This is a genomic window from Agrobacterium sp. LR_9 (genome assembly GCF_041954855.1).
GTDB classification, from domain to species: Bacteria; Pseudomonadota; Alphaproteobacteria; order Rhizobiales; family Rhizobiaceae; genus Agrobacterium; species Agrobacterium leguminum.
Map to the genome: position 1 here is coordinate 1 of NZ_JAVAYA010000028.1, position 24252 is coordinate 24252.

Genomic DNA, 24252 nt, shown 5'->3' on the forward strand with positions numbered 1-24252 from the left:
GACAGGCCCGAGCATGACGAAAGAGAGCTTTCAGGACTTCGTCAGAAATTTCAGGGTCTACCCTTCGGTGAAAACCCCACGCGGGCGACGCCGCAGGAAGCGACGCCGCGCGCCATCAAAACAAGGACAACTCCATGCGATTTCCCTTTTCCCTGCCGTGGCTGCGCCCGGCGGATGGCAGAGCCGTGCCTGAAAGCCGGAAAATGGCCGATGGCTTCATGGCGGTTGCCGTGCAGGGCGGGCAGGCCTTCTGGTCGGGCCGGTCCTATGCCGCACTTGCCCGCGAGGGCTTCATGAAGAACCCGGTCGCGCACCGGGCCGCCCGCATGGTGGCGGAGACCTCGGCGTCCGTCAGCTGGCTGCTTTATGATGGCGAAGAGGAACTCGCCGATCATCCGCTCCTGGCGTTGCTCTCAAAACCGGGCGCCCATATGGGCGGGCCGGATTTCTTCGAGGCGCTTTATGGCCACCTCATGCTCGCCGGAAATGCCTATATCGAGCCGCTGATGGTGGGCGGGCGGCTGCGCGAGCTGCATCTCCTGCGGCCCGACCGGGTCAGCATCGTAGAGGGGCCGGATGGCTGGCCGGTGGCCTATGATTACCGCGCCGAGGGCCGCGCCTCCCGGCGCATCGCCGCCGAGCGCGACGGGCTGGGGCTTTTGCATCTGAAACTTTTCCATCCGCTGGATGACCGGGCGGGTTTTGCGCCGCTCGCCTCCGCAGGGGCCGCGCTCGATCTGCACAATGCCGCAAGCCAGTGGAACAAGCGCCTGCTCGACAATTCCGCCCGGCCATCCGGCGCGCTGGTCTACCAGCCGAAGGAGGGCGGCAATCTCTCCACCGAACAATATGAGCGGCTGAAGCGTGAGCTGGAGGAAGGCTATCAGGGGGCGATGAATGCCGGCCGCCCTTTGCTGCTGGAAGGCGGGCTGGACTGGAAGGCCATGGGGCTTTCGCCGCGCGACATGGATTTTCTGGAGGCCCGCAACGGTGCGGCGCGCGATATTGCGCTTTCGCTCGGCGTGCCGCCGATGCTGATCGGCATTCCCGGTGACAATACCTATGCCAACTATCAGGAGGCGAACCGCGCCTTTTATCGCCTGACCGTCCTGCCGCTCGTTTATCGCACGGCGGCAAGGCTCTGCGGCTGGCTTTCTCCGGTCTTCGGCTCTGGGCTGAGGCTTGAACCCGATCTCGACCGGATTGCCGGGCTTGCCGGCGAGCGGGATGCGCTCTGGGCTCGCATCGGCGCGGCCTCGTTCCTGAGCGACGAGGAAAAGCGCGAAGCCGTCGGTTATTGATCGCCGCCCCGGCGGGATCGGAACCACGGTTTCCTGTTCAATCATTTTCTGAAGAAGCGGAATCTCCCTGTGAGGTCTTCCGTCCAAGCGATTCCGAAGATTCGCAAAATCACCGGCGCAGGCGCGCAAAAAGCGCCTGCGCGCGACGCGGCGCGTCCGCCCGATAACCACATCCTAGAACGGAATGATTACCCATGTCTGAATTCGCCAATGAGGCCGGCATCTGGGCCGCCCGCATCACCGGCGCCGTCGCGGGCGCGGGTGTGTCGCTTGTTTATCTCCTGCCGAAAAGCAGACGCGAGGCCGCGAGCCGTTTCATCACCGGCGTTTCCTGCGGCATGATCTTCGGCGGGCCTATCGGCCTTTGGATCGTGCAGCAGCTCGATATCGCCGGCGCGCTTTCGGGCCGGGAAATCATGGTGGCGGGTTCCGCCGCCGCCAGCATGGGCGCGTGGTGGGGGCTGGGCGTGCTGGTGCGCATCGCCGACCGTTACGGTGCGCGCCCGCGCGCCTGACACTTCCTTCACATCGCAGGAGTTTTCCATGCACGTTTATCGCGGGCCGCGTCCCGCCACGCGCAAATTCGCCAATCTGGAACTGCGCGGCATTACCAGCGATGGCACCTTTTCCGGTTATGCCAGCGTCTTCGGCGAGGTCGATCTCGGTCAGGATGTCATCGAGTGCGGCGCTTTCCGCCGCTCCATCGAGGAGCGGGGCGCAGCTGGCATCCGCATGCTCTACCAGCACGATCCGGCCGAGCCCATCGGCGCCTGGCGCACCATCCGCGAGGACGAGCGCGGCCTTTATGTCGAGGGCGTTCTCGCCCCCGGCGTCGCCCGCTCCCGCGAGGTGCATTCGCTGATGAAGACCGGGGCGCTGGACGGGCTGTCCATCGGATTCCGAACGGTGCGTTCCGGCAAGGCGGCGAGCCACGGCGTCCGGCGCATCCTGGAAGCCGACCTCTGGGAAATCTCGGTCGTGACCTTCCCGATGCTGCCCTCGGCGCGCGTTTCCGACGTCAAGCATGCCCGCTTCTTCCGCGACCGCGAGACCGAGCTGGTGCGCACCATGCGCCGCGCCGCCCGCGCGCTGTTCGACACGACACCCAAACGCTGACTTCCGGACAATCACCAACAAGGAAACGACATGACAGACCAGATGACGAAACCGGCCCCGATGACCGTCGCGCCGCAAGTGAAGGCCGTGCCCGATACGGTGACGGCCGCCTTCGACGAGTTCATGGAGGCCTTTGAGGCCTTTCGCGAGACCAACGACCAGCGGCTTACCGATATCGAGCGCAAGATGGGCGCGGATGTCGTGACCCGTGACAAGCTCGACCGCATCGACAGGGCGCTCGACGACAACCGCCGGATCATGGACGATCTGGCGCTGAAAAAGGCGCGTCCCGCGCTTGGCCGCAAGGATACGCTTTCCCACGATGCCGAAGAGCACAAGGCCGCTTTCGAGGCCTATATCCGTCGCGGCGAGGAGGGCGCGTTGCGCGATCTGGAGGCCAAGGCCTTTGCCGGTTCGACCGGGGCCGATGGCGGTTTTCTGCTGCCGAACGAAACCGATGGCGAGATCGGCCGGCGCATGACGGCGATTTCGCCGATCCGTGCGCTGGCGACCATCCGGCAGGTTTCCGCCGCCGTGCTGAAGAAACCCTTCTCGCCCGGCGGCATGACGACCGGCTGGGTTTCCGAAACGGCGGCGCGTCCGCAAACGGCAACGCCGCAGCTTGCCGAGCTTTCCTTCCCAACCATGGAGCTTTACGCCATGCCGGCGGCGACACAGGGCCTGCTGGATGATGCGGCAGTCGATATCGAAGCCTGGATCGCTTCCGAAGTAGATATCGCTTTCGCCGAACAGGAGGCCGCCGCCTTTATTGCCGGCGATGGCGCGAATAAGCCCAAGGGTTTCCTCTCCTATGCGGCCGTCGCCAATGATGGCTGGAGCTGGGGCAATATCGGTTATGTCGCGACCGGCGTTTCGGCCGGATTCGCCTCCGCCGGGCCGATGGATGTGCTGCTCGATGCCGTCTATGCGCTGAAGGCCGGCCACCGCCAGAACGGAACCTTCCTGATGAACCGCAAGACGCAAGGGGCGCTGCGCCGCTTCAAGGATACCAGCGGCGCCTATCTGTGGCATCCGCCCGCCGCTGCCGGCCAGCCGGCCTCGCTGATGGGCTTTCCGGTGACGGAGGCGGAGGACATGCCGAATGTGGCGGCCAACAGCTTCGCCATCGCCTTTGGCGATTTCCGCGCCGGCTATCTCGTCGTCGACCGTACCGGGGTGCGCATCCTGCGCGATCCCTATTCGGCCAAACCTTACGTGCTGTTCTACACCACCAAACGCGTGGGCGGCGGCGTGCAGAATTTCGAGGCGATCAAACTGGTGAAATTTGGGGTGAATTGACCGCAGACCTTGCGGCCCTTTCTTCTCCCCGTCGGGGAGAAGATGCCCCGAAGGGGCAGATGAGGGGGCAAGCTCTCCGAACACATCTACCCTTGCCCCTTATCCCGTTGCCGCGGACTTCTCCCCCTCGGGGAGAAGAAACAGGCGGTGCCCGCTCGCTAATGCGACTACCTTTCTTCCGGAGACCCCATGACCTATGCCCTCATTCATCCGCCGCAGGCGGAGCCGTTGACGCTTGCCGAGGTGAAGGCGCATCTGCGTCTCGACAGCGGCGATGAGGATGCGCTTCTTGCCGCGCTCATCCGCACCGCCCGCGAGCATCTGGAACGTACGACCGGGCTTTGCCTCATCCGCCAGATCTGGCGGTTTTACCTCGACCGGTGGCCTGAGAACGGCGTGATTCCGATTGGCAGGACACCGGTGCAAGCCATCGAAACTATACTGGTTTTTGACGGTGAGGGTCGCTCGGCGGACATCACCGCCGTGGAGAAATTGCTCGATGGCGCGGCGCGGCCGGCAAGGCTGTGGCTGCGCGATCCGCCAGCCCCCGGACGGGCGATGAACGGCATCGAGATCGATTTCATTGCCGGCTATGGCGAAGCGGGAACGGATGTGCCCGACACGCTGAAACGCGCCATGCTGATGCATGTGGCGCAGATGTTCGCCTTTCGCGGTGCGGTCGCCCCGGAAAACCAGCCCGCCGCCATTCCCGCCGGTTACGAGCGGCTGGTGGCGCCTTTCTGCCGTCTGGGGCTTTGAGACATGAACCTTGTTTTTCTCGATCCCGGCAGATTGACGGCGCGGCTGGAACTGGACGTGCGGACCGAAACGCCGGACGGACAGGGCGGTGCTGCGGAAAGCTGGAATTTCCTGCGGTCGATCTGGGCTGCGATCGAACCCGTTTCGGAGGCATCGCATGAACGGGGCTCGGCCGAGGGCGTGACGATCACCCACCGCGTCTGGTTGGCTTACCGCGGCGACATCGCCGCCGGCATGCGCTTTCGCAAGGGCCGCCGCATTCTGGCGATCCGGGCGGTGATCGACCCGGATGAGACACGTCGCTTCATCGTCTGCCGCTGCGAGGAGGAAAGCCGATGAGTGCTGCAAACCTGTTTCTGCAGGCAATTTTCGCAAGGCTCGGCAACGATGCGGCGCTGACGGCGCTTATCCCCGGCGGCATCGTCGACCGGCTTCTGCCGCGCGCGCTTCTGCCGTGCATCGTTATCGACGATCTCGAAAGCCGGGACTATTCGACGGCGACGGAAAGAGCCGAGGAGCATTTTCTGTCGCTGCAGATATGGAGCGACGCCAAAGGCCGCAGGGGTGCCGGCGAAATCGTCGACCGGGTGAAGATCCTGCTCGATGATGCCGCGCTGCCGATTGCCGGCGTTTCTCTCGTCAATCTGCATCTTCTTTCCAGCCGCTCGCGGCGCGAGGCGAAGACACGGAATTTCATCGCGGAAATGCGCTTCAGGGCGGTGACGGAGTAGCGCCGTTTCAGGAACCCTGCCTGCGCACGGTTTTCCACAGAACGATCAGCAGCAGAAACGAAATGCCGATCAGCACGGAGGCGATGGTGAGCATGGCGGATACGCCGCCGCGATCCAGCGCCACGGTGAAGACGACCGGCGCCACGGCAATGGCGAGGTTCTGCGGCAGGGAGATGCGTGCGGCCTGAAGCCCATATTCTTCCGGCGAAAATACCGCGAGCGGCAACACGGCCCGGCTGACGGTGAGCACGCCGGCGCCAAAGCCGAAGAAAACGATGAAGCCGATGAAGGCAGGCATGGCCGGAGCAAAAACGAGCAGGAGCAGCAGGGAAAAGAGCAGCAGACAGAAGCCGATCATGGCGGTGAGGAAGGGGTTTCCGTGTTTCCCGAGCAGGAAATCCAGCCCGCGCGCCGTAATCGCAAGCACGCTGCGTGCCGATGCCAGTTGCACCGCAAGCGATTGCGTTGCGCCGGCCTGAACCAGAAGCAGCGGCAGAAGCGGTGACAGTCCGAAGGTCGTAAACGCGCTGATCGTCGTCATGGCGGCCAGCAGCACGAAGGCGCGCCGCGTATCGACCGGTGAGGGCGACATCGCCGTCTCTTCTTTTGGCTTTGCCTCTTTTCGGGCCGGACGGCCGGGAAGCACGAAAAGATAAAGCGGCAGCAGGATGAAGATTTGCAGACAGGCATAGGCGGCAAGCGTGCCGCGCCAGCCGAGATGCTGATCGGCAATGGTGGTGACCGGCAGGAAAACCGCCGCCGAAAGCCCGGTGAACAGCATCAGCAGCGTCAAAAGCCGGCCGCTTTCCGCGCCCACACGTTCCACCACGGCCGCATGGGCCGCCGTCGTCAGGCCGCAGGTGGCGGCAAAACCCATCACGGCCCAACCCAAGAGATAGCTCATTGCCCCGCCCGCGAGGGCGAGCACGGCAAAGCCGGCCGCGAAGAATACCGAACCGGCCGCCAGCACCGGCGCCGCGCCGTGGCGCATCAGCATTCGTCCAAGCAGCGGGCCGCACAGGGCGCTGATGGTCATCATGATCGTGAGGCCGGCGAAAACCACGCCATTGGTGATGGCCAGTTCCTTGCCGATCCGTGGCCCGAGGACGGCCAGCATATCGAAACCGCTACCCCAGCTCACGATCTGCCCGACCGCAAGCACGCCGATAAGGCGCGCGCGAGACGTCATGGGGGCAGCGTCGGACATGGTGAGATCGCGGGGTGCGAGGTGCAGGAACGCTTTTGGTAGCAGGCCCTTCGCGACCCCGCAACAGCAATCGAGACGAAAGGAAACAACATGGTGGCGCAGAAGGGCAAGGACCTGCTGCTGAAGATCGACAATGCCGGTTCCCACGTAACCGTTGCGGGGCTGAGGACAAAGCGGCTGGCCTTCAATGCCCAGGCCGTCGATGTGACGGATGCCGAAAGCGCGGGGCGCTGGCGGGAGCTTCTTGCCGGCGCCGGCGTGCAACGGGCGTCGCTCACGGCCTCCGGCATCTTCAAGGATCAGGCGAGCGATGCGCTGGTGCGCGGCGCATTTTTTGCGGGCAGCATTCCCGGCTGGCAGATCGTCATTCCCGGTTTCGGCATCGTTACCGGGCCGTTCCAGATCGTGGCGCTCGAATATTCCGGCCGTCACGATGGCGAGGTGCAATTCGAGATCGCGCTGGAATCGGCCGGTCTTCTCGCATTCGGAGAGCTGTGATGGCTGAGCGTTTGCGTTACGGGCGGGCGAACCGCCATCGCGGCGAGATCGAGGCGCTGATCGACGGCGAAAGGCGCGTTCTCTGCCTGACGCTCGGGGCTCTCGCCGAACTCGAAACCGCCTTTGCAGCCGACGACCTCACCGCGCTTGCCGAACGTTTTGCGAGCGGCCGCATGAAGGCGGTCGACATGGTAAGGGTGATCGGCGCGGGCCTGCGCGGTGCGGGCAATGTCTTTTCCGACGAGGATGTGGCCGCCGCCACGGTGGAAGGCGGCATTGCCGGCCATGCCGCCATCGTCGCCGCCTGAAAGGCGAGGCGCCACCGGACCCTTGAGCGCCGCAGCAGGCGAGGCGACGCCGCGCCCGTTCCCCTGGGAGGCGGCGATCCATGCCGGCTTCTGCCTGCTGCGGCTCTCCCCCGAAACCTTCTGGCGGCTGACCCCGCGAGAATTCTTCGCGATGACGGGCGGCAACGCCCTTCTCCGCGGCCCCGACCGTCAGGCGATGGAAGCGATGATGCGGCGGTTTCCGGATGGGTAAGTTGATCCCCTAAAACGATCAAGCATTTCAAAAATTTATGGTTCCGATTTGAATCAGAAAGGCAAGCGCGATGGCGGGCGAAGGATCGATGGCGGAGAACCGGGAAGAGGCGGAGGCGCTGTCCGAGGTGATGGGCGATCTTGAGCGCCGGTCCGAGCGGTTCGGCGCGGCCTTGACCTCGGCCCTGCAGGCGGCGACAGCGGGCGGCAACGGGCTGGACAATGTATTGCGCGGGTTGGGGCAGCGGCTGTCCGGCATCGCGCTTTCGGCCGGTCTGAAACCGCTGGAGGGCATGATCGGCAGTGCCGTCAGCGGGCTTTTGAATGGCGGCGGTTCGCTGTTCGCTTTTGCCGACGGCGGCGTGCCGGGACGCGGCATCACGCCCTTTGCAGATGGCGGCGTCGTTTCCAGCCCCGCCTTTTTTCCGATGGGTGGCGGGCTTGGCCTGATGGGCGAGGCGGGGGCGGAAGCGATCCTGCCGCTGAAGCGCGGTTCGGATGGCGCTCTCGGCGTTGCCGCGCCGTCCGGCGGCGGCGGGGCGCAGATCATTTTTAACGTGACGGCGACGGATGCTGCGAGCTTTCGGAAAAGCGAAGGCCAGATCGCGGCCATGCTGGCGCGCAGCGTCGGGCGCGGCCAGCGCGGATTGTGACGCACGCGCGTCCTCCCACGTTTCAAGACCATCGAAAAGAATCCAGGAACAATGACATGGCGGCATTTCATGAAGTGCGGTTTCCGCTGCGGCTCGCACTCGGGGTGAGCGGCGGGCCGGTGCGGCGGACGGACATCGTCAACCTGTCCAATGGCCGCGAAAGCCGCAATCAGCGTTGGAGGAACGCCAGACGCAGTTATGACGCCGGATCCGGTATCCGCTCCGTCGCCGATCTTTATGAGGTGCTCGCCTTTTTCGAGGCGCGACGCGGCGAACTTTACGGCTTTCGTTTTCGCGACCCGGTGGATTTCAAATCCTGCCCGCCGGGAGAGACGCCCGCCGCGACCGATCAGAGGATCGGCACCGGCGACGGCGTGACAGCGGGTTTTCAGTTGCGGAAGACCTATGCCGATGCGGGCGGCTCCTTCGTGCGGCGGATAGAAAAACCGGTCGAAGGTTCGGTCATGGTTTCGGTCGAGGGGGTGAAGGTCGAAGCGGCTGAGGTGGCGGTCGATCATGTAACCGGCATGATCGTGTTCCGTGCGGGGCGGGTGCCGCCCGCCGGCGCCACGATCCGCGCCGGTTTCGAATTCGACGTGCCGGTCCGCTTCGGGATCGACCGTATCGACGTGAACCTGACCGCTTTCGAGGCAGGCCGCATTCCCTCCATTCCACTGATGGAAATCCTGCCATGAAAACCATTCCCACCGCCCTTGCCGGGCATCTCGGGCAAGATGCGACGACCACATGCCATTGCTGGAAGGTGACACTGAAGGACGGTGCGGTGATCGGTTTTACCGATCATGACGAGGCAATATCACTCGGTGGTCTGTCCTATCTCGCCGCCAGCGGCTTTTCGGCCAGCGATAGTGACGGCGAAACGGGGCTGGGTGCCGGCGCCGGGGAGGTGGCGGGCGGTTTTTCGAGCGAGGCGATTGCGGAGGGCGATCTGGCCGCCGGGCGTTTCGATGGGGCGAGGGTGGAGCTTTTCCTCGTCAACTGGCAGGCGCCTGACCAGCATGTGCTTCTGAACAGGCGCGAGATTGGCGAGGTGACGCGGGCCGGCGGGGCATTTCGCGCCGAGCTGCGGAGCCTTGCCCATCGCCTCGGCCAGCCGCAGGGCAGTGTCTATGGGCGGCGCTGCGACGCCGCCCTTGGCGACAGGCGTTGCGGTGTCGATCTGGCCCGCTTCACCGGGCATGGCAGCGTGGCGGCGGTGGATGCCTCGGGCGGCCTGCTCGTTTCCGGGCTCGATGCCTTTGCCGACGGTTTTTTCAGCCGGGGGAAGCTGCGTTTTCTGACCGGCCCGCTCGCCGGCAAGGGGTTCGATCTCGACGGGCAGGAGCGGCGTGACGGTGGCGTTCTTCTGTCCTTCTGGCTGCCGCCGGAACAGCCGCCTTTGCCGGGAGACGCGTTTTCCGTCACCGCCGGCTGTGACAAGAGCTTTGCCACCTGCCGGGCGAAATTCGCCAATCATCTGAATTTTCGCGGCTTTCCGCATCTGCCGGGGGCGGATTTCGCCTATTCCTATGCGGCGGGCGGCGAGAGCCACGACGGCGGGGCGCTGTTTTCATGAGCGACCCCGGCGAAAGAGTGCTTGCGCTGGCCGAAGGCTGGATCGGCACGCCCTATCGGCATCAGGCCTCGTTGAAGGGTGTCGGCTGCGATTGCCTCGGCCTCATTCGCGGCATCTGGCGTGACCTTTACGGCCACGAACCGGAATTGCCGCCGCCCTATGCGCCCGATTGGGCCGAACGCGGCGGCGAGGACCGGCTGATGGCGGCGGCTAAACGCCATTTTCCGGCGGTGTCGGGCCTGGAAGAGGCAAGGTCGGGAGACCTGCTGCTGTTCCGCTGGCGGGCCGATGCCGCCGCCAAGCATCTCGGCATTCTGGCCGGTTCGCAGCATTTCATCCACGCCTATGAACAGGCGGCGGTGGTGCGTTCGGCGCTGGTGCCCGGCTGGCGGCGGCGCATCGCCGGCGTCTTCCGTTTTCCCGATTCCTGATTTTTCGAGGCAAGCATGGCGACAATCGTTTTTCAGGCGGCGGGCGCGGCACTCGGCGGCATTTTCGGTCCTTTGGGCGCGGTGATCGGCCGGGCGGCCGGGGCGCTGGCAGGCAACGCCATCGACCGCACGCTGCTTTCGAGCGGGCGGACGGTAACGGGCGCGCGGCTCTCGACCGCGCGCATTCCCGGCGCGGATGAGGGAGCGGCGATCAACCGTCTTTACGGCGCAGCGCGGATCGGCGGCACGCTGATCTGGGCGACGCGCTTCGAAGAAAGCGTGGAGGTGGAGCGGCGCGGCGGCAAGGGCAATCGCGGCCCGAAAGTGGAGACCTTTCGGTATTTCGCCAGCTTTGCCATCGGCCTGTGCGAAGGCGAGGCGGCAAGGGTGCGGCGCGTCTGGGCCGATGGGCGGGAGATGGACCTGAGTGCCGTGGAGATGCGCTTTTATCCGGGCAGCGAGACGCAATTGCCCGATCCTTTGATCGAGGCGAAGCAGGGGGCGGGCAATGCGCCGGCCTTTCGGGGACTGGCCTATGTGGTGTTCGAACGCCTGCCGCTCGACGGGTTCGGCAACCGCATTCCGCTCATGCAGTTCGAAGTGGTGCGGCCGGTCGGCCGGCTGGAAAAATCCATCCGCGCCATCACCGTCATTCCGGGGGCAACGGAACATGGTTACGCCACCGCGCAGGTTTCCGAGAGGACGGGGATCGGCCAAAGCCGCATCATGAACCGCAACGGCCTGACAGCTTCGACCGACTGGGGTGCTGCGATCGACGAGTTGCTGGATCTGTGCCCCAATCTTGAAGGCGTGGCGCTGGTGGTGAGCTGGTTCGGCACGGATATGCGGGCGGGGGAATGCCGCATTCTGCCGGGTGTGGAAGTGGCCGACCGGGATGGGGAAACCATGCCATGGTCCGTCGCTGGCCTTTCGCGCGATGAGGCGCATCCTGTCAGCCATCATGGCGGCGGCCCGGCCTATGGCGGCACGCCGAATGATGAAAGCGTGTTGCAGGCGATAGCCGATCTCAGGGCGCGCGGCCTTCGGGTGTGCCTTTACCCCTTCGTGATGATGGATGTTCCCATCGGCAATGGTCTGCCGGACCCCTATGGCAAAGGCGAACAGGACGCCTATGCCTGGCGCGGGCGCATCACCTGCTTTCCCGCACCCGGCAGGGCCGGTTCTGCGGATCGCAGCGCGGGCGCAAGGGCGCAGGTTTCCGCCTTCTGCAACCGCGATGAAGGCTATCGCCGTATGGTGCTGCATTATGCGGCGCTGGCGGCCCGGGGCGGGGTGGATGCTTTCCTGATCGGCTCGGAGCTGCGCGGGCTGACGGCGCTGAGAGACGAGAATGATGCCTTTCCCTTTGTCGGGGAATTGGTGCGGCTGGCGGGCGATGTGCGGGCGATATTGGGGCCGGCGGTGAAGCTGACCTATGCGGCGGACTGGAGCGAATATTTCGGCCACCAGCCGGCGGACGGTTCGGGCGACGTGTTCTTCCATCTCGATCCGCTCTGGGCGAGCCCGAATATCGACGCCATCGGCATCGACAATTACATGCCGCTTTCCGACTGGCGCGACGGGGATGCCGCAAACGGCAATCCCGACGGCATGACCGGCCCGGACGATGTGAGCGCCTTCCGCCGCGCGATCACGGCGGGAGAGGGGTTCGACTGGTATTATGCCAGCGATGCGGACCGCGCCGCGCGGCGGCGCACGCCGATTACCGACGGGCTGAAGGGGAAGCCGTGGGTGTTCCGTTACAAGGACTTGCGCAACTGGTGGGGAAACCTCCACTACGACCGGGTGCGGGGTGTGGAGAAAACCGCGCCCACGGCATGGGCGCCGCGCTCCAAGCCGGTCTGGTTCACCGAACTCGGCTGCCCGGCGGTGGACAAGAGCGCGACGCGGCCCAATGTCTTTCCTGATCCGAAATCGGCGGAAAACGCTTTTCCCTATTTTTCCCGCCGCAACCGCGCCGACAGCCAGCAGCGACGGTTTCTGGAGGCGCATCTCGACCATTGGGGAAAGGGCGATGCGGCGATGGTCGATGCAAGCCGGGTCTATCTGTGGACCTGGGATGCACGGCCCTTTCCGGCCTTTCCGCAGAATAGCGCGGCCTGGAGCGATGGGGCGAACTGGCGCACCGGCCACTGGCTGAACGGGAGGCTGGGCACGGCAACGCTCGCCGATGCCATCGCCGCCATCCTCACCGATCACGGCTTTTCAGACTTCGATGTTTCCGCCGTCAGCGGCGATCTGGGAGGTTATGTGCAGGGAGACGTGACCTCTGCCCGCAACCTCTTGGAGCCGCTGATGGCGGCGTTTCAGGTGGATGTGACGGAAGATGGCGGAACCCTGCGTTTCCGCTCCCGCAATACGGTGGTCTTGCCGGTCCGGGATATTGCCGTGCTGGCCGATCTGGAAGACGAGCCGCTCTGGTCGGAAAATCGCGGCCATGACAGCGATTTCGCGGCTGAAGCCGTGCTGACCTCTTTCAACCCCACGCTGGATTACGAGCAGGCAAGTGTACGGTCCCGGCGCATCGACAATGCCGGCAGCCGGGTGATGCGGCTCGATCTTAACGCTGCCCTGCCTGCGGAAACGGCGGAAGCCGCCGTCGAGGCGTTGTTGCGCGACAACCGGCAGGCGCGGCGCAGCCTGCGCTTTGCTCTGCCGCCTTGCGATATCGCGCTTGAACCGGGTGATTGCATCCGCCTGCCGGAAGGGGATTTTCCGCAGGCGCCGGCAGGGCGGTTTCTGGTCAGCCGGATCGAGGACGGTGCGGTGCGGCAGGTGGAGGCGCGGGCCTTTTCCGCTGCCTTTCCGGTCTTTGCCGGCGGCGCGGAGGAACGGCGCAGCAGCGGCGCAAGCGGAGCCGAAGGTTTCGCGCCGGAAGTGCTGTTTCTCGATCTGCCCTACCATGACGGCACCGCGCCGGAGGATTCGGCGCGGAGTGCGGCGCTTGCAAAGCCCTGGCGGCCAATCGTCATTTCCGCGTCGCCGGGCAGGGAAGGTTACCGGCAGCGCGTGCTGCTGGACCGGCCGGCGATGCTCGGCGCGCTGGCGATGCCGCTGACATCAGGCCCTTCCGGCCGCTTCGACCGGAAAAACACCGTTGTCGTCGATCTGCCCTTCGGCGAGGTATCGTCGGCCGGGGAGCTTCCGGTGCTGAACGGCGAGAACCGTCTCGCCATCAAGGCGGCGAACGGCGTGTGGGAGATCGTCGCTTTCGCAAAAGCCGAGGAAATCACACCCTCGCGCTGGCGGCTCTCCGCTCTTCTGCGGGGACTGGCCGGCACGGAAGACGCGCTCGCCGCGGGCGCGCCGAAAGGTGCGCCGGTGGTGGTGCTGGATGCGGCGGTGCAGCCGCTCGGTCTTGCCGCGAGCGAGCGCGGGCGACGCCTGAACTGGATCGCGGAAGCAGCCGGAATGGCGGGCGCGCCGAGCGGTCCTTTTGCCTTCGAGGGCGGCCTGCGGGCGCTGACACCGCTCGCGCCGGTGCATCTTGCCGCCGAGCGGCGCGGCGACGGCGTTTTCATCAGGTGGAAACGACGGGGCCGGGTGGAGGCCGATGGCTGGGATGCGAGCGACATCCCGCTGGACGAGCCCTTCGAGCTTTATCGTATCGAGGTGCTGGACGGCGAGACCGTGCGGCGCATGGCGGAGGTTCCGCAACCCTTCTGGTTTTACCCCGCAGCGGACGAACTCACAGATTTCCCGGCATTGCGGGATCACATTTCCGTGCGTGTCCGAATGCTCGGCCGCGCGGTGCCCTCGGGCGTGGTGGCGCAGGCCACCCTCCCGATCTGACATGTGCCTGAAAAACAACGCAAAGGATGAGACTATGGACAGTACCAAAGCATGGTATCAATCGCGCACGATCTGGGGCGCTCTGGTTGCGGTTTTCGCACCGCTTTTCAGCATCGCAGGCCTTGATCTGCCCGCCGGTCTGCAAGGAGAACTGGCGGACGGGCTGGTGACGGTTGCGGGCGGAATCGGTGGTCTGGTCGCACTTTATGGCCGTCTTTCGGCGACCAGCGCCATTCGCTGACAGCACCCGCGACAACGCCGTTCCCGCCTGGCGCCCACGCGGCGGGGGCGGCATTCATTTGCCATTCAGACGCTTTGCGCTACATATTCGGTCACAATACGGTTCGAGACGCACCCGCTTTTTTGGAAGTTTGTAGAATGGCATCACCTCTCATCATCGCGACGCTTGCAGCCGGGCTTTCCGGTTTCACGGCGCCCGAGGCTGATCTGCAGGGCCATTACATTCTGGCGGCGAGCGATTGCGGCGCAGCCGTCGCCCGCGTCGTGCGCGAAACCGGCGGTCAGCTGCTTTCGGTCTATCCTTCCGGTGACGGTCAGTCCTGTGTCGTCACCGTTCTCGTCCAGGGCAATGGCGAACGCCCGCGCAAGGTGACGATGCGCGTGCCGATGTAGCTTGCCCGCATCGCCGAAATATCGGAAAACAATCCGACACATTTAGCATGACCGGCGACGCGCCTGCGGGCCGGGATACAGGAAAGGGCGGACAATGCGTATTCTCGTTGTTGAGGACGATGCCAATCTCAATCGTCAGCTGACCGATGCGCTGAAAGAAGCCGGTTATGTTGTCGATCAGGCATTCGACGGCGAGGAAGGCCATTATCTCGGCGATACCGAGCCCTATGACGCCATTGTTCTCGATATCGGCCTGCCGCAGCTCGATGGCATCACCGTCGTTGAAAAATGGCGTGCGGCCGGCAAGGCCATGCCGGTGCTCATCCTCACCGCCCGCGACCGCTGGAGCGACAAGGTTGCCGGTATCGACGCCGGTGCCGATGACTATGTGACGAAGCCTTTCCATGTGGAAGAAGTGCTTGCCCGCGTGCGCGCGCTCATCCGCCGCGCCGCCGGCCATGCTTCGTCCGAACTGGTGTGCGGCCCGGTCCGGCTCGACACCAAATCCTCCAAGGCCACCGTCAACGGCACGACGCTGAAACTCACCTCGCACGAGTTCCGGCTCCTGTCCTATCTCATGCACCACATGGGCGAGGTCGTCTCGCGCACGGAGCTGGTCGAACACATGTACGATCAGGATTTCGACCGCGATTCCAATACCATCGAGGTGTTTGTCGGCCGTCTGCGCAAGAAGCTCGGTGTTGATCTGATCGAGACGATCCGTGGTCTCGGTTACCGGATGCAAGCGCCGGCAGATGCGAAGTAATTCCCTCACCGCCCGCGTTCTGCTGCTCGCCTCGCTCTGGTCGGTGCTGGCGCTGGTGGTGATCGCCGTCGTGATCTCGACGCTTTACCGGCAGGGGGTGGAGCGCAGCTTCACCGATCTTCTGAGGGCGCAGCTTTATAACGTCATCAATTCCGTGACGATTTCCAATGAGAACACGCTGGCGGGCAGCCCGCAGCTCGGCGATCTGCGCTTTTCGCAGCCCGATACCGGCTGGTACTGGGTTGTCGAGCCGCTCGGCAATTTCCAGACCGCGCCGCTGGTGTCGTCGTCGCTCGGCGTCTCCACTTTGCCGGTGCCGAGCATTCTCGATGCGCCCTTCGACAACCGCTATGAGCGCTTTTATGCCGTCACCGACGAGGCCGGCAATCAGGTGCGCGTGGCGGAAACGGAAGTTGTGCTGGATGGCGAGGGGCGCGCGGCGCGTTTCCGTGTCTCCGGCAATCTGAACGTCGTGGAAGACGATGTGCGTGATTTCTCCAACAGCCTTTATCTGGCGCTCGCCGTTTTCGGTGTCGGCAGTCTGGTCGTCAACGGTCTTGCCATTCTCTACAGTCTGCGGCCGCTCGATCAGGCTCGCGTGGCGCTCGGCAAGATCAGGGGCGGGGAGGCGGAAAGCCTCGAAGGTGAATTCCCGCGTGAAATCCAGCCGCTTGCCAATGAGGTCAATGCGCTGATCGACAGCAATCGCCGCCTCGTGGAGCGCGCCCGCATGCAGGTCGGCAATCTCGCGCATTCGCTGAAGACGCCGATCGCCGTTCTTCTGAACGAGGCCCGCACGCTGGAGCCGCAGCATGGCGATCTGGTGCGGGCGCAGGCGGACGCCATGCAGGCGCAGGTGCAATCCTATCTCTCCCGCGCCCGCATCGCCGCCCAGCGCGGCTCCATCCTTGCCCGCGTGGAAGCGGAGCCGGCGCTGGAACGGCTTGTGCGCGTGATGCGCCGCCTGAACCCCGACAAGCAGTTCGTGCTGAATTTCGAGCAACCCGGCGCGGTGCTCGGTATGGAGCAGCAGGATCTGGAAGAGGTCGTCGGCAATCTTCTGGAAAATGCCGCGCGTTTTGCGCAGACGCGCGTGGTCATCACGCTTGCGGCCGGCACGCACCCATCCTCCGATGCGGAAATTGCCCGTCGCTCCTGGGTGGAGCTGACGGTGGAGGACGACGGGCCGGGGCTTGAGCCGGAACAGATCAGCGAAGCGATGAAGCGCGGGCGGCGGCTGGACGAGAGCCGGCCGGGCACGGGCCTCGGATTGTCGATCGTTTCCGAGGTGGTGTCAGAGTACCATGGCCGCTTTTCGCTGTCGCGCAGCGCCATCGGCGGGCTGAAAGCCGATCTGATTTTGCCGGGCCTTTCGAAAGAGCTTGCGTGAGGCAAGAAAAAAGGCAAGAAATTCAATGGCACTATATTAGGTGCGATGCGGTAAAAAAGAGGACAGGGTTTGGTTGACGTGTATGATGGCTGCCGCTCCGTGACAATGCGTTCGCTGGTGTCACGCCCGGCACTTCTCTCGATCCTGTGTGTATCGATGCTGAGCGCCTGCACCACCACGGGCACCCGCCCGGCGGGCGGCGGTCTGTTCGGCCGCTCTGCGCAGCCTTCGACGCCGTTCCTTGCCAATCTTGAGGGCGGCATTGTCGGGAGAAGCGGCGTGCAGCTCGACAGGGGTGACCAGACCAAGGCGCTGGAGGCCGAATATAAGGCGCTGGAAACGGCCCCCGTCGGCACGCCCGTGTCGTGGATCGGCGATGACGCCAAGGGGCAGGTGGTCGCCAATGCGCCCTATCAGGTCGGCAACCAGAATTGCCGGCAATATTCCCACACCCTGACGGTCGACGGACGCGAAACCAGGGCGCGCGGCGCAGCCTGCCGCAATGCCGATGGAAGCTGGTCGCCGCTAACTTAAAATAGTTTGACGTAAATCAAGGTCACGGACCTTTTGCGATGACAAGAAGAGGCATGGCGGTGCAGCCGGGAAATGGCCTGCGGTGCGGCGTGATGTCTCAAATTCACGTCATCCCCGCGCTTCATGTTTCCATGTGCCGCGCATTCGAGTAATTGAGCCTTATGTTCTGGATTGTCGTTGCGATATTGACGGCGGCTGTCGCCATCGTCCTGATGTACCCGCTGATGCGGAAGACCGAGGCGTCGCAGACGCGCCGCGACGGTGAGGTCGCCGTTTATCGCGATCAGCTGGCCGAACTGGACCGCGAACGTGCTGCCGGCCTGATCGGCGACACCGAGGCGGATTATGCCCGCGCCGAAATCGGCCGCCGGCTTCTCGCCGCCGCCGAAGCGGAAGAGCAATCCGGCAAAGAAACCCGGCCGCGCCGGCACAATCTCGCCGCCAGCCTCATCACGGTTCTGCTGCCCGCGCTCGGTCTCTGTCTTTACATCTGGAACGGCAGTCCGGAGGTGCCGGACATGCCGCTCGAGGCGCGTCTTGAAAAGCCCGGCAACGACATGAACCTGCTGGTCGCGCGGGCGGAACGGCATCTGGCGCAGAACCCGGAGGACGGCGCCGGCTGGGAGATCCTCGCGCCGATCTATTTCAAGACATTGCGGCTTGGTGATGCCGAGCTTGCCTATCGCAACGCGCTTCGTATTCTGGGACCGAGCCCGGAACGGCTGACGGGCCTTGGCGAAACGCTGGTGGCCGGCAATGACGGCATCGTCATCGAGGCCGCGCGGGATGCGTTTGCGCAGGCCGAAGAGCTAAAACCTGGCAATCCGCGCGCCCGCTTCTATCTGGCGCTGTCGCTGGAACAGGCCGGCAAGGCCGAGGAAGCGCGCGCCGCCTTCACCGCGCTGGCGGCCGATGCACCGGCCGGCGCGCCGTGGCTGCCGCTGGTGCGCGAACATATCGCCCGGACCGGCGGCGCGGCGACCCCTGCCGCACCCGGCCCGACCGCTGAGGACATGGCGGCGGCAAAAGACATGACGGCTTCTGACCGGCAGGCGATGATCGAGGGCATGGTGTCGAGCCTCGACGCCAAGCTGAAGGAAAACCCGGCCGATTTTGAAGGCTGGATGCGGCTTGTCCGTGCCTATTCCGTGCTGAAGAACGAAGCCAAGGCCGGAGAGGCTCTGCGGGCGGGGCTGAAGGCCTTCCCGCCGGAGGGCGAGCAGGGCCGCCAACTTCTGGCGCTGGCCAAGGAACTGGGCGTTTCCGCCGGACCGATCCGCATGAGCGGGCAGCAGGATGCCGCGCCGCAGGGAGTGACGCAATGACCCGCAAACAGAAACGCCTGGCGATCATCGGCGGCGGCATGAGCTTCATCGTTGCAGCCGTGCTGCTGGTCATGTTCGCCTTCGGTCAGTCCATTGCCTATTTCTACATGCCGGCCGATCTGGAGAAAACGCCCGTCAACCCCGGCACCCGCATCCGTCTCGGCGGGCTGGTGGCGGAAGGCTCGATCAAGCGCGGCGAGGGCCGCACGGTGAGCTTCACGGTGACCGACGGTGAAGCGAACGTGCCGGTCAGCTATACCGGCATCCTGCCCGATCTTTTCCGCGAAGGGCAGGGCGTGGTGACCGAAGGCATGTTCGATGCCGCGACCCACGGTTTCGTTGCCGACAGCGTGCTGGCCAAGCACGACGAGAACTACATGCCGAAGGAAGTGGCAGACCGGCTGAAGGACAAGGGCCTGTGGCAGCATGCGGGGGAAGGCGAAGAACCCGCCGCCGCAACGCCAACGGCCAGCGCAACTTCTTCCGACAAGACCGGAGCGACCAGATGATCAACGAGATCGGCCATTATGTTCTGGTTCTGGCGCTCGGTGTGGGGCTTATCGTCTCGACGCTGCCGGTCATCGGCGCGCGCCGCAACGACCGGGCGCTGATGGATGTCGCCTCGCTCGGCTCGGTCCTGATGTTCCTGCTGGTCGCCTTCTCCTTCGCGGCGCTGACGCGGGCTTATGCCGTCTCGGATTTTTCCGTGCGCAATGTCTGGGAAAACTCCCATTCGCTAATGCCGATGATCTACAAGCTGACCGGCGTTTGGGGCAACCACGAAGGCTCCATGCTGCTGTGGCTGCTCATCCTCGTGTTTTTCAGCGCGCTCGTCGCCGCCTTCGGCCGCAACCTGCCGGAAACGCTCAAAGCCAATGTGCTTGCGGTGCAGGCATGGATTTCGGTCGCCTTCCTGCTGTTTATCCTGCTCACCTCCAACCCGTTCCTGCGGCTGGAGCCGGTGCCCGCCGAGGGGCAGGACCTCAATCCCATTCTTCAGGATTTCGGCCTCGCCATCCATCCGCCGCTGCTTTACCTCGGTTATGTCGGCTTTTCCGTCTGCTTCTCCTTTGCCGTTGCGGCGCTGCTGGAAGGACGCATCGACGCCGCCTGGGCGCGCTGGGTGCGGCCATGGACACTCGCCGCATGGACCTTCCTGACCGCCGGCATCTCCATGGGCTCCTACTGGGCCTATTATGAACTCGGCTGGGGCGGCTGGTGGTTCTGGGATCCGGTGGAAAACGCTTCCTTCATGCCGTGGCTTGCCGGAACCGCGCTGCTGCATTCGGCGCTCGTCATGGAAAAGCGTGAGGCGCTGAAGATCTGGACTGTGCTTCTGGCGATCATGACCTTTTCGCTGTCGCTGCTCGGCACCTTCCTCGTCCGCTCCGGCGTGCTCACCTCGGTCCACGCTTTCGCTACCGATCCGAGCCGCGGCATCTTCATTCTCGGCATCCTGACCGTCTTCATCGGCGGCGCCTTCGCGCTCTTTGCATGGCGTGCACCTTCCCTGAAGGCCGGTGGCCTGTTTGCGCCGATCTCGCGCGAAGGGTCGCTTGTCCTCAACAACCTCATCCTGACGGTCTCGACCGCGACCGTGCTGATCGGCACGCTTTACCCGCTCATTCTGGAAACGCTGACGGGCGAAAAAATCTCGGTCGGCGCGCCTTTCTTCAACCTCACCTTCGGTCTGCTGATGATCCCGATCCTGATCGTCACGCCTTTTGGACCGATGCTCGCCTGGAAGCGCGGCGATCTTCTCGGAGCCTTCCAGCGGCTTTATGTGGCGGCAGCGCTTGCAGCCCTTGCCGGGCTGACGCTCTGGTACATCGAAAATGGCGGTCCGGTGCTGGCCGCACTCGGCATCGCCGCCGGTTTCTGGCTGATCTTCGGCGCTTTCGCCGATCTCTGGTATCGCGCCAATTTCGGCAAGCTCGCCTTCGGTATCGCGTTTCGCCGCCTGAAGGGCCTGCCGCGTTCGGCCTTCGGCACGGCGCTGGCGCATATGGGGCTTGGCATCACCGTGCTCGGCATCGTCATCGTCACCACTTTCGAGACCGAGACGGTCCTGGAAATGAAAGAGGGCATGGCGGCGGAAGCGGGCGGTTACAGCCTGACCTTCGATGGCGTCCGCCACGCCGTCGGCCCGAATTTTACCGAGGATCGCGGCCATTTTACCGTGCGCAAGGCGGGGGTGGAGGTGGCCGATGTCTGGTCGTCCAAGCGGCTCTATACCGCGAGGCGCATGCCGACGACGGAAGCCGGCATCCTGACCTTCGGCCTCAGCCAGCTTTATGTCTCGCTGGGTGACCCCATGGCCGATGGCGGCATGGTGGTGCGCATCTGGTGGAAACCCTTCATCCTGTGCATCTGGGGCGGCACGCTGTTCATGATGGCGGGCGGTTTTATCTCGCTCTCCGACAGACGGTTGCGGGTCGGAGCGCCGAATCGCAAGGCGAAGCCGGTGCGGGCTGCAATGCCGGAGGCGGCGGAATGAGTGCGGCCTTGTTCCGGGGAACAGGAATGAGGGAGAGAGTGGCAAGGCTCGCTCTTATTCTCACCCTCATCTTCGCAGCAGCCTCTCCGGCCTTCGCGTTCAATCCGGACGAAGTGCTGAAAGACCCCGTGCTGGAGCAGCGCGCCCGCAACCTCACGTCTCAGCTCCGCTGCATGGTCTGCCAGAACCAGTCCATCGACGACAGCAATGCCGAGCTGGCGCGTGACCTGCGGGTTCTGGTGCGCGAACGGCTGGTCGAGGGCGACAGCGACAAGGCCGTCATCGATTATGTCGTGTCGCGTTACGGCGAGTTCGTGCTCCTGAAACCGCGTCTCAGCCTGCGCACCGTGCTTTTGTGGGGCGCGCCCATCGGTCTCACCCTTGCGGGAATTTTCGCCGTCTTCGTGTTTTCGCGCCGTCGCGCAAGCCAGGAACAGCCGCAGAAACTGAGCGCGGACGAAGAGATGAGAATTCGCAATCTCATTGAAAAATAACCGTTTTTCATTTTTCCCCACGGTTCTTTTTCAACATTACGGATTTTTCATTCGTCAGACACTTCGCCGTAAGGTGTCGCCTCCTATATCTTCATCATCCACCGCTTCCCCGGTCAAACGGGCTCCAGTCTGAATGAAGAAAGAAGGTACACCATGTCTCATTCGCAAAACGGCCATTCCTCGCTGAAGACGGCCTCGCTGAAGACGGCTTTGAAGGCCACGACCGTTGGCGGCCTTGCGGCGCTGATGCTTTCCACCGGCATCGCCGCACCGATCCTCCATTCGTTTGCCGCCCCCGTCGAGGTGACTGCGCCGCAGGTTCCGAGTTTCGCCAATGTGGTCGATGCGGTATCGCCTGCCGTCGTCTCCGTTCGCGTGCAGTCCAACGTGCAGCCCGCTTCCGATGATAGCAGCAATTTCTCCTTCAATTTCGGTGGCCGTGGCCTCGACCAGCTGCCGGACGACCATCCGCTGAAGCGCTTCTTCAAGGAATTCGGCGGCCCCAACCAGGATCGCTCCGACCGTGGCCCGAACCGCCACCGTGACGGCAAGGGTCCGCTGCGCCCCGTCGCTCAGGGCTCCGGCTTCTTCATTTCCGAAGACGGTTACATCGTCACCAACAACCACGTCGTCGATGACGGCTCCGCCTATACGATCGTGATGAATGACGGTACCGAACTCGATGCCAAGCTCGTCGGCCGCGATCCGCGCACCGATCTGGCGCTGCTGAAGGTCGATGTGAACCGCAAGTTCACCTATGTCCAATTTGCCGATGACAGCAAGATCCGCGTTGGTGACTGGGTTGTCGCCGTCGGCAACCCCTTCGGTCTTGGCGGTACGGTGACATCCGGCATCATCTCGGCCCGCGGCCGCGATATCGGCTCCGGCCCCTATGACGACTACCTGCAGATCGACGCCGCCGTGAACCGTGGTAACTCGGGCGGTCCCGCCTTCAACCTCAACGGTGAAGTCGTCGGCATCAACACCGCCATCTTCTCGCCTTCCGGCGGCAATGTCGGCATCGCCTTCGCCATTCCGGCATCGGTCGCCAAGGACGTGATCGCCGACCTGCAGAAGGACGGCAAGGTGGAACGTGGCTGGCTCGGCGTGCAGATTCAGCCCGTCAGCAAGGATATCGCCGAATCGCTCGGCCTTTCCGAAGCCAGCGGCGCGCTCGTCGTTTCGCCGCAGGCCGGCTCGCCGGGCGACAAGGCCGGTATCAAGCAGGGCGACATCATCACCGCCGTCAATGGCGAGCCCGTCAAGGATGCCCGCGACCTGTCGCGCCGCATCGGCGGCATGGCGCCCAACACCAAGGTTGAAATCTCGCTGTGGCGCGGCGGCAAGTCGCAGCCTGTCACGGTAACGCTCGGCGATCTCGCCAGCGACGATGCTTCCAAGGCGACGCCTGCCCAGAACGACGACAAGGGCAGCCAGTCCTCCAGCGAAAAGGTGCTCTCCAGCCTCGGCCTGACGGTTGCGCCCGCCGATGACGGCAACGGCCTTGCCATCACCGATGTCGACCCCGACAGCGATGCCGCCGCCCGTGGCCTGAAGACGGGTGAGAAGATCACCTCGGTCAACAACCAGCAGGTCGCTTCCGCCGCCGATATCGAGAAGATCCTTGAACAGGCCAAGAAGGACGGACGCTCCAAGGCGCTGTTCCAGATCCAGACGGACGATGGCAGCCGCTTCATCGCTTTGGATATCGACCAGGGTTGATAGGCTGAAAGGCGATGCCGGTTCTTTCGGGAGCCGGCATCGTATCCCGCTCTTGAGATGGGGCGGTTGAGCATGGCAGGGCGCTACGGCCCGCTTCTTCTCCCCGCCGGGGAAGAATAAGCGGCAACCACTCACTCCACAGGCGGTCGCCCCGTCTTGAAGCCAGATAACGCCAAAGACCAGGTCTTCGGAGGAAACCTCATGGAAAACAAGGTTCAGGAAATGTCTGTCGCATCTGTTTCCGGTTGTGCGGAAAAGGGCGAGGGCGCTATTGTCCCGCACATGAAGATTCTTGTCATTGAAGACGACCTCGAGGCTGCGGCCTATATGACCAAGGCGTTCCGCGAAGCCGGGATCGTCGCCGACCATGCGAGCGACGGTGAGAGCGGCCTGTTCATGGGCTGCGAGAACGCTTACGACGTGATGGTGATCGACCGCATGTTGCCGCGCCGCGACGGACTTTCCGTCATCAGCGAGCTGCGCCGCCGCGGCATCGAGACGCCGGTTCTGATCCTTTCCGCGCTGGGGCAGGTGGATGACCGCGTCACCGGCCTGCGCGCCGGCGGCGATGATTATCTGCCGAAACCCTATGCCTTTTCCGAATTGCTCGCCCGCATCGAGGTGCTGGGCCGCCGCAAGGGCAAGCCCGAGCAGGACATGATCTACCGGGTCGGCGATCTCGAACTCGACCGGCTCTCCCACGACGTCCGCCGCAACGGCAAGGAAATCCTGCTGCAGCCGCGCGAATTCCGCCTGCTCGAATATCTGATGAAGAATGCCGGTCAGGTCGTGACCCGCACCATGCTTCTCGAAAACGTCTGGGACTATCATTTCGACCCGCAGACCAATGTCATCGACGTGCATGTCTCGCGCCTGCGCTCGAAGATCGAGAAGGACTTCGAGAAGCCGCTTCTAAAGACCATTCGCGGCGCCGGTTACATGATGAAGGACGAGGGCTGATTGGCGAA

General features: G+C 64.2%; 26 protein-coding genes and 1 pseudogene. 26 read left to right on the top strand and 1 reads right to left on the bottom strand.

Annotated elements, in window-relative coordinates; genetic code table 11:
* The first annotated feature begins 134 nt into the window (after nt 1-134).
* From RAC79_RS22410 to RAC79_RS22440, 7 genes are all read left to right on the top strand, one after another.
* Nucleotides 135-1301: a phage portal protein gene (locus RAC79_RS22410; RefSeq protein WP_174035803.1), complete on the top strand. Its 1167-nt coding sequence runs from the start codon at nt 135-137 to the stop codon at nt 1299-1301.
* A gap of 194 nt (nt 1302-1495) precedes the next feature.
* The gene (locus RAC79_RS22415; RefSeq protein ID WP_003521211.1) at nt 1496-1816 is read left to right on the top strand and encodes a DUF6107 family protein; all 321 of its coding nucleotides are present in this window, start codon (nt 1496-1498) and stop codon (nt 1814-1816) included.
* A 28-nt stretch (nt 1817-1844) separates the two neighbouring features.
* Complete coding sequence (locus RAC79_RS22420) at nt 1845-2417, top strand: HK97 family phage prohead protease (RefSeq protein ID WP_174038945.1); 573 nt, start codon at nt 1845-1847, stop codon at nt 2415-2417.
* A 30-nt stretch (nt 2418-2447) separates the two neighbouring features.
* A complete protein-coding gene (locus RAC79_RS22425) occupies nt 2448-3716 on the top strand; it encodes a phage major capsid protein (protein ID WP_174038946.1) in 1269 nt (422 codons plus the stop codon).
* A 189-nt stretch (nt 3717-3905) separates the two neighbouring features.
* Nucleotides 3906-4475, top strand: coding sequence for a head-tail connector protein (locus RAC79_RS22430; RefSeq protein ID WP_174038947.1), 570 nt, complete (start codon nt 3906-3908; stop codon nt 4473-4475).
* Between the two features lie 3 nt (nt 4476-4478).
* Complete coding sequence (locus RAC79_RS22435) at nt 4479-4814, top strand: phage head closure protein (protein WP_174038948.1); 336 nt, start codon at nt 4479-4481, stop codon at nt 4812-4814.
* Entirely contained in the window at nt 4811-5206 is a 396-nt protein-coding gene (locus tag RAC79_RS22440) for a DUF3168 domain-containing protein (RefSeq protein WP_174038949.1), read from the top strand. The genes RAC79_RS22435 and RAC79_RS22440 overlap by 4 nt, the downstream gene beginning before the upstream one ends.
* 7 nt (nt 5207-5213) lie before the next feature.
* On the opposite strand, the gene RAC79_RS22445 is transcribed toward RAC79_RS22440, so the two are convergent.
* On the bottom strand, nt 5214-6413 hold the full coding sequence (locus RAC79_RS22445) for an MFS transporter (protein ID WP_174038950.1): 1200 nt from the start codon (nt 6411-6413) through the stop codon (nt 5214-5216).
* Between the two features lie 90 nt (nt 6414-6503).
* On the opposite strand from RAC79_RS22445, the gene RAC79_RS22450 reads away from it, so the two are divergent.
* The 19 genes and pseudogenes from RAC79_RS22450 to RAC79_RS22540 all read left to right on the top strand — a co-directional run bounded on the left by RAC79_RS22450 (nt 6504) and on the right by RAC79_RS22540 (nt 24244).
* The gene (locus RAC79_RS22450; RefSeq protein WP_174038951.1) at nt 6504-6911 is read left to right on the top strand and encodes a phage major tail protein, TP901-1 family; all 408 of its coding nucleotides are present in this window, start codon (nt 6504-6506) and stop codon (nt 6909-6911) included.
* Nucleotides 6911-7245: pseudogene (locus tag RAC79_RS22455) on the top strand (gene transfer agent family protein). Before RAC79_RS22450 ends, RAC79_RS22455 begins: the two are co-directional and overlap by 1 nt.
* Entirely contained in the window at nt 7242-7451 is a 210-nt protein-coding gene (locus tag RAC79_RS22460) for a rcc01693 family protein (protein WP_174038953.1), read from the top strand. Before RAC79_RS22455 ends, RAC79_RS22460 begins: the two are co-directional and overlap by 4 nt.
* A 70-nt stretch (nt 7452-7521) precedes the next feature.
* A complete protein-coding gene (locus RAC79_RS22465; RefSeq protein WP_174038954.1) occupies nt 7522-8103 on the top strand; it encodes a phage tail tape measure protein in 582 nt (193 codons plus the stop codon).
* A gap of 56 nt (nt 8104-8159) precedes the next feature.
* The gene (locus tag RAC79_RS22470) at nt 8160-8798 is read left to right on the top strand and encodes a TIGR02217 family protein (protein ID WP_174038955.1); all 639 of its coding nucleotides are present in this window, start codon (nt 8160-8162) and stop codon (nt 8796-8798) included.
* A complete protein-coding gene (locus tag RAC79_RS22475) occupies nt 8795-9679 on the top strand; it encodes a DUF2163 domain-containing protein (RefSeq protein WP_174038956.1) in 885 nt (294 codons plus the stop codon). Before RAC79_RS22470 ends, RAC79_RS22475 begins: the two co-directional genes overlap by 4 nt.
* On the top strand, nt 9676-10110 hold the full coding sequence (locus RAC79_RS22480) for an NlpC/P60 family protein (protein ID WP_174038957.1): 435 nt from the start codon (nt 9676-9678) through the stop codon (nt 10108-10110). The genes RAC79_RS22475 and RAC79_RS22480 overlap by 4 nt, the downstream gene beginning before the upstream one ends.
* Before the next feature lie 15 nt (nt 10111-10125).
* Nucleotides 10126-13923 (top strand): glycoside hydrolase/phage tail family protein, encoded by a 3798-nt coding sequence (locus tag RAC79_RS22485; RefSeq protein WP_374997554.1) that lies wholly within the window; start codon nt 10126-10128, stop codon nt 13921-13923.
* A 34-nt stretch (nt 13924-13957) separates the two neighbouring features.
* Nucleotides 13958-14164: a hypothetical protein gene (locus RAC79_RS22490; RefSeq protein ID WP_035262738.1), complete on the top strand. Its 207-nt coding sequence runs from the start codon at nt 13958-13960 to the stop codon at nt 14162-14164.
* 137 nt (nt 14165-14301) lie between these two features.
* Nucleotides 14302-14556 carry a hypothetical protein gene (locus tag RAC79_RS22495; RefSeq protein WP_003497070.1) on the top strand — a complete coding sequence of 85 codons (255 nt, stop codon included), beginning with the start codon at nt 14302-14304 and terminating at the stop codon, nt 14554-14556.
* Between the two features lie 94 nt (nt 14557-14650).
* A complete protein-coding gene (locus RAC79_RS22500) occupies nt 14651-15322 on the top strand; it encodes a response regulator transcription factor (RefSeq protein ID WP_003509815.1) in 672 nt (223 codons plus the stop codon).
* Nucleotides 15312-16712, top strand: coding sequence for a HAMP domain-containing sensor histidine kinase (locus RAC79_RS22505; protein WP_065654175.1), 1401 nt, complete (start codon nt 15312-15314; stop codon nt 16710-16712). Before RAC79_RS22500 ends, RAC79_RS22505 begins: the two co-directional genes overlap by 11 nt.
* Before the next feature lie 105 nt (nt 16713-16817).
* Nucleotides 16818-17246 carry a hypothetical protein gene (locus RAC79_RS22510; RefSeq protein WP_078054311.1) on the top strand — a complete coding sequence of 143 codons (429 nt, stop codon included), beginning with the start codon at nt 16818-16820 and terminating at the stop codon, nt 17244-17246.
* A 161-nt stretch (nt 17247-17407) separates the two neighbouring features.
* Nucleotides 17408-18571 (top strand): c-type cytochrome biogenesis protein CcmI, encoded by a 1164-nt coding sequence (ccmI, locus tag RAC79_RS22515; RefSeq protein ID WP_174038959.1) that lies wholly within the window; start codon nt 17408-17410, stop codon nt 18569-18571.
* Nucleotides 18568-19080, top strand: coding sequence for a cytochrome c maturation protein CcmE (gene ccmE / locus RAC79_RS22520; RefSeq protein WP_174038960.1), 513 nt, complete (start codon nt 18568-18570; stop codon nt 19078-19080). Before ccmI ends, ccmE begins: the two co-directional genes overlap by 4 nt.
* A complete protein-coding gene (locus tag RAC79_RS22525) occupies nt 19077-21068 on the top strand; it encodes a heme lyase CcmF/NrfE family subunit (protein WP_020808641.1) in 1992 nt (663 codons plus the stop codon). The genes ccmE and RAC79_RS22525 overlap by 4 nt, the downstream gene beginning before the upstream one ends.
* 26 nt (nt 21069-21094) lie before the next feature.
* Nucleotides 21095-21562, top strand: coding sequence for a cytochrome c-type biogenesis protein CcmH (locus RAC79_RS22530; protein ID WP_174038961.1), 468 nt, complete (start codon nt 21095-21097; stop codon nt 21560-21562).
* Between the two features lie 153 nt (nt 21563-21715).
* Entirely contained in the window at nt 21716-23284 is a 1569-nt protein-coding gene (locus tag RAC79_RS22535) for a Do family serine endopeptidase (protein WP_174038962.1), read from the top strand.
* Between the two features lie 201 nt (nt 23285-23485).
* On the top strand, nt 23486-24244 hold the full coding sequence (locus RAC79_RS22540) for a response regulator transcription factor (protein WP_031233368.1): 759 nt from the start codon (nt 23486-23488) through the stop codon (nt 24242-24244).
* The last annotated feature ends 8 nt before the right edge of the window (nt 24245-24252 follow it).